General features: G+C 65.3%; 13 protein-coding genes. All 13 read right to left on the bottom strand.

Annotated elements, in window-relative coordinates:
• Positions 1-95 precede the first annotated feature (95 nt).
• The 13 genes from FJ972_RS09280 to flgG all read right to left on the bottom strand — a co-directional run bounded on the left by FJ972_RS09280 (position 96) and on the right by flgG (position 12,810).
• Positions 96-1,460, bottom strand: a complete 1,365-nt coding sequence (locus tag FJ972_RS09280) for a chemotaxis protein MotC (protein WP_140522328.1) — start codon at positions 1,458-1,460, stop codon at positions 96-98.
• Positions 1,457-2,791 carry a MotB family protein gene (locus FJ972_RS09285; protein WP_140522326.1) on the bottom strand — a complete coding sequence of 445 codons (1,335 nt, stop codon included), beginning with the start codon at positions 2,789-2,791 and terminating at the stop codon, positions 1,457-1,459. Before FJ972_RS09285 ends, FJ972_RS09280 begins: the two co-directional genes overlap by 4 nt.
• Positions 2,788-3,408, bottom strand: coding sequence for a hypothetical protein (locus FJ972_RS09290; protein ID WP_140513643.1), 621 nt, complete (start codon positions 3,406-3,408; stop codon positions 2,788-2,790). The genes FJ972_RS09285 and FJ972_RS09290 overlap by 4 nt, the downstream gene beginning before the upstream one ends.
• Positions 3,409-3,411: 3 nt before the next feature.
• A complete protein-coding gene (gene fliF, locus FJ972_RS09295) occupies positions 3,412-5,061 on the bottom strand; it encodes a flagellar basal-body MS-ring/collar protein FliF (protein WP_140522324.1) in 1,650 nt (549 codons plus the stop codon).
• Positions 5,062-5,185: 124 nt separating this feature from the next.
• On the bottom strand, positions 5,186-6,250 hold the full coding sequence (locus FJ972_RS09300; RefSeq protein ID WP_140496222.1) for a flagellin: 1,065 nt from the start codon (positions 6,248-6,250) through the stop codon (positions 5,186-5,188).
• Positions 6,251-6,513: 263 nt separating this feature from the next.
• Positions 6,514-7,512: a flagellin gene (locus FJ972_RS09305; protein ID WP_140496221.1), complete on the bottom strand. Its 999-nt coding sequence runs from the start codon at positions 7,510-7,512 to the stop codon at positions 6,514-6,516.
• Positions 7,513-7,726: 214 nt separating this feature from the next.
• Positions 7,727-8,458, bottom strand: a complete 732-nt coding sequence (gene fliP / locus FJ972_RS09310; RefSeq protein ID WP_140513640.1) for a flagellar type III secretion system pore protein FliP — start codon at positions 8,456-8,458, stop codon at positions 7,727-7,729.
• On the bottom strand, positions 8,455-8,889 hold the full coding sequence (locus tag FJ972_RS09315; protein ID WP_263483070.1) for a flagellar basal body-associated FliL family protein: 435 nt from the start codon (positions 8,887-8,889) through the stop codon (positions 8,455-8,457). Before FJ972_RS09315 ends, fliP begins: the two co-directional genes overlap by 4 nt.
• An 81-nt stretch (positions 8,890-8,970) precedes the next feature.
• Complete coding sequence (flgH, locus tag FJ972_RS09320) at positions 8,971-9,675, bottom strand: flagellar basal body L-ring protein FlgH (RefSeq protein ID WP_140496218.1); 705 nt, start codon at positions 9,673-9,675, stop codon at positions 8,971-8,973.
• Positions 9,672-10,250 carry a MotE family protein gene (locus FJ972_RS09325; protein ID WP_181169624.1) on the bottom strand — a complete coding sequence of 193 codons (579 nt, stop codon included), beginning with the start codon at positions 10,248-10,250 and terminating at the stop codon, positions 9,672-9,674. The genes flgH and FJ972_RS09325 overlap by 4 nt, the downstream gene beginning before the upstream one ends.
• Positions 10,251-10,253: 3 nt before the next feature.
• The gene (locus FJ972_RS09330; protein ID WP_140522322.1) at positions 10,254-11,495 is read right to left on the bottom strand and encodes a flagellar basal body P-ring protein FlgI; all 1,242 of its coding nucleotides are present in this window, start codon (positions 11,493-11,495) and stop codon (positions 10,254-10,256) included.
• Positions 11,492-12,016 (bottom strand): flagellar basal body P-ring formation chaperone FlgA, encoded by a 525-nt coding sequence (gene flgA / locus FJ972_RS09335; RefSeq protein WP_140496215.1) that lies wholly within the window; start codon positions 12,014-12,016, stop codon positions 11,492-11,494. The genes FJ972_RS09330 and flgA overlap by 4 nt, the downstream gene beginning before the upstream one ends.
• Before the next feature lie 5 nt (positions 12,017-12,021).
• Positions 12,022-12,810, bottom strand: coding sequence for a flagellar basal-body rod protein FlgG (flgG, locus tag FJ972_RS09340; protein WP_140513636.1), 789 nt, complete (start codon positions 12,808-12,810; stop codon positions 12,022-12,024).
• Between the last annotated feature and the right edge of the window lie 10 nt (positions 12,811-12,820).

Genomic DNA, 12,820 nt, shown 5'->3' on the forward strand with positions numbered 1-12,820 from the left:
GAAACCCGTGTCGTCATTTTTTCCGGTCGCCGCCGGCTGTTCCGCCGTCGTGCGCGCGGTGGTGATTCCCGGCAGCGCCGGACCGAGGCTGGGGGTCATTTCGGAGCGGCTCCAAGCATCTGGTCGATCAGGTCGAGCTGTCGACGGGTTTTGACCATGGCGGCATCGGTTGGGTCTGACGTGTCGGTGCTGGCCGCGGCCGCCGGCGCCGATGCCGGCAGGACAGTTGCCGCATCGCCCGGAGCCGGCGGGTTCGGCGCAACTGCCACTGTGTCGCCGGATGGCGCGACGGCCGGCCGTTCGGAGACAGCACCCTCGACGGGCGGCAATCCGGCGGCGTCGGCCGTCTGCGCGGCGGCAGGCTCGGGCTCGTGCGATGGCATGACCTCGGCAGGTGCCGGGCTGGCGGTCGGAAGGGAAGCGGGCGGCGCCACCACTTCGCCGGCGATGGCCTCGGCGGCGTCGAGCAGCGCGCGGTCGCCGTCCGACAGCCGGCTGCGGTCGATCTTGCCCAGCTTGGCGCGCACGTCCTCGATGGTACCCGATGTCACGGTGGACAGGCTTGAGTAGAGCAGGGCGCGCGGATCGCCCTGATTGGTGTTGCCGTCGCGGCCTTGCTCGGCCCGCGCCGAGGCGAAGGCGGACAGTTCGTTCAGGCCGTCGATCGCGGCGCGGCGGGCGATGCGCAGATAAATGACCTTCTCGCGCTCGGGATCCATCATCGAGGTGATATCGGCCAATTTGTCCTGGCTGATCGACATGTGCAGCTCAATCACGCCCGAGATGAAGGAGTCGGCGAACTGGCTGGCATAGGGCGAATAGAGATAGCGCTCGACATATTGTGTGGAGGCAAGCGCAAAGCGCGCCGCGTCGCGCTGCGCGACCGCAATGCCGACCGAGCGGCGCAATGCCGCCTCCTCGACCAGTGTCCCGGGGCCGAGCAATTTCGCCTCGTCGAGCAGCACCAGCGCCGCGGCCGGCTGGTCGCCGGCGAGCAGCGAACCCTTGACCAGGGCAAGGAAGGCGCCGAGGTCGCTGGGCTGCGCCATCGGATCGACCGGCTTCAAGGCTTCGATGGCCTCGCCGGGGCGGCCGTTCAGGTAATCGATGACGCCCCTGGCAAGGGCTAGGTCCCGCGCATCGGCGGTGGCGCGCGACACGGCCGCCTCGACGGTCACCGGGTTGCCGCCGCTCATGCCGTAGACCAGCAGCGCGCGAAAATTCTTCGGATCCCTGAAATCGTTCTTGTCCGCCTCGCGAAGGCGCGTATCGATCATCTCCAGCAGCTTGGACTGCATCGGCAGCGCGGCGTGGTCGCCGACGGCGATACGGTCTTGAATAAGCTGTAACGAGCGCACCAGCTGATAGGGCTGCAACGAATCCTGGGCGAGGGCGGCTGTAGGCTGGCCGGCCAACAGCAAAAGGCCCATCAAGCGGCTGGTGAAGACCGCCCGCTTCATCCGCCGGTCGCCATCAGTATCTCGATGCGGCGGTTCACCGCCGACAGCGGATCGGCGGGGTCCTTCGGCTGGCGGTCGGCGAAGCCGGCGACTTCGGTGATGCGGCGCTCGTCGACGCCGCCGCGCACCAGCATGTAGTACGCCGAATGCGCGCGCGCGGTCGACAGCCGCCAATTGTCGTAGCCGGCGCTGCGGAACGGCCGCGCGTCGGTGTGGCCGTTGATGCTGATCGTGCCCTTCTGGCTGTTGACGATGCGGCCGATCTTTTCCATCGCGAGCACCAGCTCACGGCGCGGCATCGCGGAGCCGACCTCGAACATGCCGAAGTCAAGCTGGTCGGTGATCGAGATGAGGACGCCCTTGTCGGTGGCTTCGACCGAGACGCCGTCGTGCAACTTGTCGCCAGGTTTGAAAGCCTCGGCCAGCTGCTGCCTGACATCGGCCGCAGCCTTGAGCGCGGCCGCGCCCGGCTTCTTTTCGCCGGCATCGGGCTTGGCCGCCTCCTGGGCGGCGGCAACCTTGGCGTCCGCGGGTCCGGCGGCGCCGGCTTTCGCATCACCCGCCTCGGCGATTGCCGTTGTGGCCTTGCCGTCCTTTGCCAGAGGTTCAAGCGGCGCCGCGATGACCGGCGGCGCAGGCGGCACGGCCTTGACCTTGGCGACCTGCGCCTCGGCGGCCTTGTCGCCGGGCTTCACCGGATCACCTTCGATCCTGGCGCGCTGCGCGCTGGCCTCGGCGCCCGGCGAGGCCACCTGCTGAGACCAGAAATCAGGCTCGAACGGATCGCGATAGGAGGCGCCGCCGGAAGCGCCCGTTGCCGGGCCGGCACTCTGCGCGCCGCCATCGCCCTTCTGGCTGACGTTCTGCATGATGCCGGTGTTGGTGGCGATTTCCGAAAGCACCGCGTAGGGATCGGCGAACAGGTGTTCGTCGGACTGCTCCGACTGCTGCGGCTCCTGCTTTTCCTTTTTGGGGTCGGATGAACCCGCGCCGCCGGCTCCATCCTGTCCGGCCTTGGTGGCCGCCTCTTCCGGATTGTCGGCGGTCAGCCCGATGGCGCGCGGACCGTCGCCGAGATCCTCCAGGCCCTTGCGGCTCGACGTGCGGTCGACCAGCTTGACCGGATTGAAATAGCTGGCGACCGCCGCCTTGGTCTGTTCGTTGGCGGCGTTGATCAGCCACATGACCAGGAAGAAGCACATCATGGCCGTCATGAAGTCGGCGAAGGCGATCTTCCAGACGCCACCGTGATGGCCCTCCTCGTGGTCGTCATGGCCGCGACGCACGATGATGATCTCGTGCCTGGCCTGATCGGCATCGGCGACGCTCATGCCAACACCTGGGAGAGCGTTGCCGACCATTCGGCCATGCGCGTCTCGAACACCGCTTCGTCGATGGAGACCGTGAGGTCGAAGCCGGGAGCTTCGATGAAGTCGAGATTGGCGGCGCGCGCTCCGAGCGAGGCCTTCAGCGCTTCGAAAAGGGAAAGCGGGCCGCGAACGACTATGCGCACCGCTTCGCCATCGCCGACCGCTTCGCGGACCGCACCGGCAAGCGCTTCAAGCGAGCGCTTTTGCAGGTCATCACTGACGATGCCGCCGATGATGCGGGCGACCGTGGCGGCGACGAGGTCCGTCACGCGCGCCTCCATGGCATCGATGCGCAGCGAGACCGCCTCGCCGACATCGCCGCCGAAGCTCTCCAGAAAGGCCTTCGCTTCCTCGGCATTCGCCCGGCGTTCAGCGTCCATCGCTGCTTCGTGGGCAGCCGCAAGCCGCTCGCCAAGCGCTGCCTCCGCCTGGGCGACCGCTTCGGCGATCAGCGTGCCGATATCGGCTTGAGGCACGGCTGCTTCCGGCTCGTGCTCGGCGGCGGCCCTCGGCTGGCTGACACGTTGCGGGCGCGGGCCGAAATCCGGCAGGAGATCGAAAAGGGCTAGGGAAGGCATGGACTACACCGCGACTTCCTGGGCCGCCCATTTGCGCAGGATCTGCGCTGTGCGCTCCTCGTTGAGGTCGACCATGCGGGCAAGCCGCTCCTGCGGCGCGGGCCTGATCTTCTGGCGCAGGTCGTCGAGCGGCGTGGAGCCGGCCCGCACGCCCGGCAAGGCGCCGACGGCCGAGCCGGCTTCGGCGGAAGCCGTGCCCTCTGGCGTCGGCAGCGAGCGCTGGACCTCGTCGAAATTGGGACCGGCTATGGACGGCGTCGCCTTTGCTGTCAGGGCCGCCGCCATCGGGCGCAGGCCGAAGAAGGCCACCAGGAACACCACGACGATGAAGGCGCCGGCATTGATCAGCGTGCCGGCGTGCTGGCCGACGGAATCGAGCATTCCGGCCTGCGGGATCGCCTCGCCGTCGAGCCCGTCGATGAACTCGACCGCCGAGACGTCGATGACATCGCCGCGCTTGTCGTCGAAGCCGGTGGCAGAGGTCACCATCTTCTGGATGTCGGCGACGCGCTTGGCGATCTGTTCGGGCGTGGCGTCCTTGCCCAGGATCGCCTTCAGCCGATCCTGGTTGACGACCACGGCGATAGACATCTTGGTGACGCTGTAGCCGTTGGAGACGGTGGCGATCTTCTTGGAGTTGATCTCGTAGTTGGTGATCTCTTCCCTGCGGTCGTTCTGCGAGGAGGATTGCGGACCCTCGGTGGCGGTCGTCTGCGTCTCGGGCAGGTTCTGCTCGACGCTGGCCGGGGTGGAGGCCTGCTTCTGGTTGTTGTTCTCGTTGGCGCGCACCGACTGCACCGAACGCTCGACGCGCGACTCCGGATCGAAGATCGTCTCCTCGGTTTGGCGGGTATCGGTGTTGACGTCGGCCTTGACGCTGGCGCGGAAATTGTCCGGGCCAAGATACGGGGTGAGGGCGCGCCGGATGTTGTCACCGATCTGCGCCTCGACGGTCTGCTCGACGCCCAGCGTGCGGGCGGCACTTGTGTTGGAGGGATCGTCTCCCGCCGCCAGCAGATTGCCGTTGGAATCGAGCACCGTCACCTTGTCGGCCGACAGGCCGGGAACGGCGGCGGCGACGAGATGGCGGATCGACATGGCGCTTTTCTCGGCGTCGATGCCGGCGTAGCGGATGACGACCGACGCGGAGGGCTGCTGCTCGTCGCGGCGGAAATTGGCACGCTCGGACATGACGATATGGACACGCGCCGCCTTGACGCCGGCGATCGACTGGATGGTGCGCGATATCTCGCCCTCCAGCGCACGCACACGCGTGATCTGCTGCATGAAGGAGGTCAGGCCGAGCGAGCCGACATTGTCGAACAGTTCGTAGCCGGCATTGGCGCTGGTCGGCAGGCCCTTTTCGGCAAGCAGCATGCGGGCCTGCGCGGTGGTGCCGGCCGGGACCAGGACCGAGGTTCCGTCGGAGCCGACGTCGAAGCCGATGCCGGCCTCGCCCAGCACGAGGCCGATCTGGTTCACGTCGGCGCGGTCGAGCCCGACATAGAGCGTGTCGTAGGCCGGACGGTTGAGATAGACGGAAGCGACACCGATGACGCTCATCACCAATGCGGCGATGCCCGCCAGCATGGCCAGGCGCTTCACGCCAAACCCGCGGAGATTCGCGATGATGCTCTGGATCTGTTCCGGCACGGTCGACTACTCCCAGCATGACTGTCCGCTGGAACACTAGCCCTCGAAGCTTGTGCGAAAATGAAATCGGGCCGCGCTCGGCGCGCGGCCCGTCAACCTTGAGGTGAAGACGTCGAGTGGGCGGTCAGCTCTTGAACAGCGACAGGATCGACTGCGAGGAACTGTTGGCGATCGACAGCGACTGGATGCCGAGCTGCTGCTGCACCTGGAGCGCCTGAAGGCGGGTCGATTCCTTGTTCATGTCGGCATCGACGAGCTGGCCGACACCGCGGTCGATGGAGTCCATCAGGCTCTGCGTGAAGGTCTTCTGCAGGTCGATGCTGCTCTTGGCCGAACCGAGGATGGTGGCGGAATCGGTCAGCTGGCTCATGACGTTGTCGATCTTGGTGATCATCTGGGTGATGATGTCGTCGGTCACGCCCGCCGCAGTGATGTCGAGATTGTAGGCGGAAATATTGTCGACCTTGGCAACCGCCCCCGCCGCGGTCTGGCCGGCGGTGTTGGCTGCGATATCCGTTGATCCACCCGCGATCGATGCCGCATAGGCGGTGTCATACAGGGTCTGCGCGGCCGCGGTCGAATAGACCGATGTCTTGCGGTCGAGAATGCCCTGGTTCTTGACCTCGCCGGCGAGACCGGAATCGAAAAGCTTGGTGCTCTCGACATCGATGTCAATCGTCCCGAGTTGGACGGCGCCGGACGAGGTGCGGTTGAACGAGGACACGATCTTGGAGTCGGGCTGGACGCCGTCATTGGCGGCCGACACCTGCTTGGAGATCACCGACAGGAAATTCGAACCGGAGAAGGTGGCGGCGTCGGCAAAGGATTTCATCTGCGCCTGAAGCGCCGTGATTTCGGTCTGCGTCTTTGCCTTGGCGGCATCCGTCTGGCCGACGGTCGAAAGCAGCTTGGTTTTGATCTTGCCGATCGTGTCCAGCACATTGTTCATGCCGGTATAGGCGGTGTCGACCTTCGAGGCGCCGAGGCCGAGCGCATCCTGCACGGTCGAGAGCGCCTGGTTGTCGGAGCGCATGGTGGTGGCGATCGACCAGTAGGCCGCGTTGTCGGAGGCCTCGGAGACGCGATAGCCCGTCGAGACGCGGGCCTGTGTCTGCTCGAGCGACTTGTTGGTGGCGTTGAGGCTTTGAAGTGCAGTCAACGCCGCAGCGTTCGTCATGATGCTCGCCAAGAAACTCGCTCCTTCTCTAAGCCGGCATGCCCACAGGCCTGGTCGGCCTGCCCATCGGCTGCGATCGTGCCGGTCGGGCCGATTCGACAACCTGTCGTAAGCTATTGGTTAACCATAGCTAGCGCGATATGGTTAACGCCCTGTTAAAAGTCAGCTTTCGACAGTTAAGGAACGAGGATTGCGCGGGGCTGGAGCAAACGCAATCGGGCCGCGCTTTTGGCGCGGCCCGATATCTTGGTGCTGTTCGTGGATGGTGAAGGCGATCAGCCGCGGAAGAGCGACAGGATCGACTGCGACGAACCGTTGGCGATCGACAGCGCCTGGATGCCGAGCTGCTGCTGAACCTGCAGGGCCTGGAGGCGGGTCGATTCCTTGTTCATGTCGGCATCGACGAGCTGGCCAACGCCGCGGTCGATGGAGTCCATCAGGCTCTGCGTGAAGGTCTTCTGCAGGTCGATGCTGCTCTTGGCGGCGCCGAGCGTGGTGGCGGCGTTCGTCATGTCCTTGAGCGCGGCGTCGACGACGTTCATCATCCCCGAGATCTGGTCGTCGCTGAAGCCTTTGCCCGTTGCGGAGTCGAAGATCTTCAGGCTGGCGACCGAATAGGTGTCGCCGGCCGCAACGGTAGCACCAGCAGCCGGAGTAGCCGCCGTGGCGGTGACGCTGCCGTCGGTGCCCAGACGCGCGGCGTCGAGGATGCCCTTCGCGGTGCCGGCCGTGGTACCCGCCTCGTACAGCTTGGTGCTTTCCACGTTGACGTCGATCGTCGAGATCGATACCGCGCCGGAAGCGTCACGGTTGAAGGCCGAAACGATCTTGATGTCCGCCACGGACGTGCCCGTGCCGCTGTCCACGGACAGCATGTTGGTGCCGGAGAAGCTGGCGCCGTCGGCATAGGCCTTCAGCTGCTTCTGAAGGGCGGCGATTTCGGTCTGGGTCTTTTCCTTGTCGGCATCCGTCTGGCCGTAAGAGGCGGTCAGCTTGGTCTTGATCTGGTTGATGGTGTCGATCGCGCTGTTCATGCCGGTGTAAGCGGTATCGACCTTCGAGGCGCCGAGGCCGAGCGCGTCCGAAACGGTCGACATCTGCTGGTTGTCGGAACGCATCGTGGTGGCGATCGACCAGTAAGCGGCGTTGTCCGAAGCCTGGGAAACGCGATAGCCCGTCGAGATGCGGGCCTGGGTGGTTTCGAGGTTCTTGTTGGTGGCGTTCAAGCTCTGCAGCGCGGTCAGCGCCGAGGCATTGGTCATGATACTGGCCATGTCTACTCGTACCTTACTTTTTACAGGTGTTTTTTGACATACCGGATTGGCCGGTATGACGGAGCGGCATCATGCCAATGATCTGTCTGAGACCCGATCACCCGCCATCTGCGGGGAATATGGCGGCAAGTCCCTACCAAAGGACTAAACCGGACGGTTAATCGAAAAATATTGTCGAGAAAAACGGGAGGGCGCGGTTCGGCGCCGGGCGCGATCAGTTGAAGGAGCGCACCAGGCTGCCGACAAGCAGGTTCCAGCCGTCGATCAGCACGAAGAACAGGATCTTGAACGGCAGCGACACCACCGTCGGCGGCAGCATCATCATGCCCATCGCCATGGTGATGGTGGCGACGATCAGGTCGATGACCAGGAACGGCAGCACGATCAGGAAGCCGATCTCGAAGCCGCGCCTGATCTCGGAGATCATGAAGGCGGGCACCAGGATGCGCAGGTCGACGGTTTCCTTCGCAACGGTCTGGCCGCGTTCGCGCGCGAGGTCGGCGAACAGGTCGAAGTCCTTGTCGCGCACATTGTGCAGCATGAAGGTGCGGAAGGGATCGGAAATCTTCTCGAAAGCCTCGGTTTGGCTGATCTGGTTGTCCATCAGCGGCTTGACGCCGGTATTCCAGGCCTGGTCGAAGGTCGGTGCCATGACATAGAAGGTCATGAACAGCGACAGCGAAATGAGGATAAGGTTCGCCGGCGTCGACTGCAGGCCGATGCCGGCACGCAGGATCGAGAAGGCGATGACGAAACGGGTGAAGCTTGTCACCATGATCAGCAGGCCCGGCGCCACCGAAAGCACGGTGAGCAGGCCGAACATCTGGATGATGTAGCCAACGGTGGTGCCGTCGGCCTTGCCGATGCCGCCGAGGTCCAGTTGCTGGGCCGTTGCGATCGATGTGGCGGCGCCGAGCAGCGCCGCGGCAAGAAGAAATTTCTTCATTCGAGCAGCAACGTCCTGATGAGTACCTGCTTGGCATGCCCCTGGCTGCGGATCGAGGCGCGCTCCTCGATATCGGCCTTCAGGTGCTGATAGCCGCTAGCGCCTTCTATCTGGTGCATCTTCAGGGTGCGCACGAAGGCCAGAAGATCCTGATGGATCTCATCCGACATTGCCGGCGGCTGCGGCGCGTCGTAGACCACCGACACTTCCATCCTGATCCAGGTCTCGGCGGGCGAGGCGATGTTGGTGGTGATCGGCGCCAGCGCGACGAGTGACGGTCCCGTGCCGGGCTCTTGCGCGTCGGCGGGCTTGGGTACCTTGCCCTCGTTTTCCGGCGCGACGGGTACCGATGCCGGTGCCCCCACACCCTTGAGATAGCCGCCGGACAGCCAGCCCATGCCGATGGCGGCGGCCGTCACCAGGAGCAGCATGGCGCCCTGGACGGCAAGGGAAGGACCCTTGCGAGACGGAACCTGTTCGACGCTGGCCACGGTGCTGCGGTCTCCAATGCCCTAGAACGGAAGAACCTGGTCGAGGATCTGCTGGCCGTAGGCCGGCTGCTGGACCTCGCTGACGCGGCCGCGGCCGCCATAGGAGATGCGCGCCTCGGCGATGCGTTCGTAGGAGATGGTGTTCTCCGCGCCGATATCCGACGGGCGCACCATGCCGGCGATGGTGAGCACCCTGAGCTCATAATTGACACGCACTTCCTGCGAGCCCCTGATCATCAAATTGCCATTGGGCAGGACTTCGGTGACGACGGCAGCAACGTTGAGCTCCAGGTTCTCCGAGCGCTTGATCTCGCCGTCCGCATTGGTTTCGGTGCTGGAGCTCAGGCCGGCGTCGCCCTTGCCGCTCGTGCTCTTGTCTTCCCATCCGAGCGTGACGTCGTAACCCAGCTTGCGCGAGGCGGTGCGGCTCCTGTCGTTCTGGTTCTTGAAGTTGGCCTTGTCGTTGAGCTTGATCCTGACGGTGAGAATGTCGCCTTCGCGCAACGCCCTGGGATCGGTGAACAGCCGGCTCTGGCGATCGTCCCACAGCGAGAATTTCTTGACCGGCGCCGCAGGCGGCTCGGGATAGCTGTAGGGCGAAGCTCCTTCATTGCCGATGCCGGAACCGACCGGCGACAGGGAAGGCTCCCTGCCGATCTCCTTGAGATTGGTGCCGCAGCCGGACAAAGCTGCGACCGCGCACAGGATAAGCGTTCTGCGGATCATGACGGATCTACCCTTCGGGCTGCGCTGGCCATGATGCCGGTGAGCGTCGCCGCCGCCTTCTGGTCCATTTCGTTGAGGATGACGCCGGCCTTGCGCGAATCCAGCTTCATCAGGATGGCCGCGGCTAGATCGGCATTGACAATGGCCAGGCGCTCGGCCGCCGCGTCGGGCTTCATGCCGGCATAGATCTTGACGACGCTGTCCTCGGCCCGGGCCAGGAACACCTCGCGCCGCTTCAGCCAGGTCTCGTATTCGGCCCGCTTTTCGTCCAGTGCCTTCATGCGTTGGTCGATGCCGGCCTGGAGCTGTTTCAACTCCTCCGCCTGCAACACGTAGCGGCGGTCGCGGGCGGCGTCGGCTATGTTGGAGCAGAAGCGCTCGATCTCGCTTTGGTCGGGAGCCTTCTCCCGGGCCAACAGCTGCGGCGCGGGTGCGGGCGGCGCCCCCGGCAGGACCTGGCGGACGGCTTCCTCGGCATGCACGCCGCTGGAAAAGGCCGCCAGAGCGCAGGCCGCGAACAGGATCGCGGCGGGGCGGCGTCCTTGATGGAATGAGAGGGAGGAGATCATCGGCATCGCCTATTGGAGAACCAGGTCGGCCTGCAGGGCGCCGGCCGACTTGATGCCTTGCAGGATGGCAATGATGCCGTCGGGCTTCACGCCGAGGCGGTTGAGACCGGAAACAAGGGTTTGCAGGTCGGGGCCGTCGAGCACGGCGACGCGTGCGTCGGGCCGGCTGGCGTCGATGGCGGTAAACGGCTCGACGGCGGTTTCGCCCTTGGAGAAGGGTTCGGGCTGCACGACGCGTGGTGCTTCGGTGATGCGCACCGTCAGCGTGCCGTGGCTGATGGCCACGCGCGAGATCTTGACGTCGTTGCCGATGACTATGGTGCCGGTGCGCTCATCGATGACGACGCGGGCCGGCGTATCGGATTCGACCACGAGGTTCTCGATCTCAGCGTAGAAGCGGGCCGCCGAGACGCTTTTCGGCCGTCTGATCTGCACGGTGCGGGAATCGCGCTCGGCCGCCACGCGCATGCCGAAGCGCTGGCTGGTGTAGTCATTGATCGCGTCGGCGATGCGAATGGCGGTCGAGAAATCGGGATTGCGCAGCTGCAGCGTCAGTATCGGCTGGTCATCGAACTCGGCCTTCACGGCACGCTCGATGATGGCGCCGTTCGGCACGCGGCCCGCGGTCGGGACGCCTTGCGTCAACTGCTCGGCCTGACCCTGGGCGGTGAAGCCCGAAACGATGACCGCGCCCTGGCCGACGGCATAGATCTCACCGTCCGCCGCCTTCAGCGGCGTCATGATCAGCGTGCCGCCGGCGAGCGAGGTGGCGTCGCCCATCGAGGAGACGTCGATGTCGATGCGCGCGCCCGACTGTACGTAGGGCGGCATGTTGGCGGTGACGATGACGGCGGCGACGTTCTTGGCGCGCGCTCTGCCGCCTTCGGTGGCGATGCCGAGATTCTCCAGCATGGCGCGGATCGACTGTTCGGTGAACGGCGAGTTGCGCAAGCTGTCGCCCGATCCGGCGAGGCCGATGACCAGGCCGTAGCCGACGAGCTGGTTGTCGCGCGAACTCTGCAGCTGCGCGATGTCCTTGATGCGCGAGGCGACCTGGCCCGGCGGCAGCGAGCTTGGCCCGGGCGAGACGCGGAACATGCGCGTGGTGGTGGCCGGATCATATTCAGGATCGTCATAGACGCCGCCATTCCTGGCGGCGAGTTCGCGCTTGGCCTTGGGCGTGAGGCCGTCGGCCAAGGCAGGCTGCAGGCCGAGCGCGGCTGCAAGCAGAAGAGCAAGCGGACGCATCATGAAGCGCTGACCTGGATGGTTCCGTCGGCCATCACCGTGCCGGAGAGAATCTTGCCGCTGTCGCTGTTGCGAACCTTGATGAGATCGCCGGCCGAGCCCGGCTGCAAGGTCACGGCGGTGGCCGATATCGTCAGTCCGCCGGCGATGAAGAAGACCTGCACGGCTGCGCCCTGCTCGACCAGCCAGGCGTCGCGAATGGCGGCGGCGGGGATGTAGCGGCCGGGCAGCAGCGTGCGCTTGGCGATCTTGCCCTGGAGTTCCTCGGCAAGGGTCGCCACCGCGTCGGGCTTGTGCTTGCCGGGGATGAGGGTCACCTGCTTGAGGGCCGCGAGCTCGATGGTCTCGCCGGGATAAATGACCCGGTTTGGGATCAGCACGACCTCGCCGGCAGGCTGGCTGCTGGCGATCTGCGTTGCCGACCGGTTGGCCGCGTCCTGCGCGAAAGCCGGCATGCCGCCGGTCACCAGCGCAAGGACGAGCGCGGTGCGGCGGAACGCGGAGCAGGAGACCGGACCGGCCATTGTCGTTACCTGATGTTCTTGGAGACGACCGAGGCCATGTCGTCGGCGGCCTGGATGACCTTGGAATTCATCTCATAAGCGCGCTGCGCCGAGATCAGTTCGGTAATTTCCTTGACCGGGTCGACGTTGGAGGCCTCGAGATAGCCTTGCTGGATGGTGGCGAAGCCGGGATCGCCGGGCACGCCGGCATTGGCCGGGCCAGAGGCGGTCGTTTCCTGGAACAGATTGTCGCCGAGCGGCGCCAGTCCCGCTTCGTTGGCGAAGTTGACGATCTGGAGCTGGCCGAGATTCTGCAGGTCGGTCTGGCCATCGATGCGGGCGAAGACCTGGCCCGTCTTGTTGACGATGACCTCGACGGCGTCGACCGGGACGTTGATCGCTGGAATGACGCTGGCGCCGTCCACCGTCACCAGCTGGCCTGTGGCGTTGGTGTTGAAGGCGCCGGCGCGGGTGTAGAGCGTGCCGCCATCGGCGCCTTCGATCTGGAACCAGCCCCTGCCGGTGAGCGCCATGTCGAAACTGTTGCCGGTGCTGGTCAGTTCACCCTGGGTGTGGACGTTGCGCACGGCGGTGGTCTTGACGCCGAGGCCGATCGAGACGCCCTCCGGCACCAGCGAGGCGTTGGAGCGGTTGGGCACGCCTTGCGTGCGGTCGACCTGGTAGAGCAGGTCGGAGAATTCGGCCCGCGCCCGCTTGTAGCCGGTGGTGTTGATGTTGGCGATATTGTTGGCGATGACTTCCAGATTGGTCTGCTGGGCGTTCATGCCGGTGGCGGCGATGGCGAGTGCTTTCATGGCCGAACTC

The sequence above is a fragment of the Mesorhizobium sp. B2-1-1 genome (assembly GCF_006442975.2).
Taxonomy (GTDB): Bacteria; Pseudomonadota; Alphaproteobacteria; order Rhizobiales; family Rhizobiaceae; genus Mesorhizobium.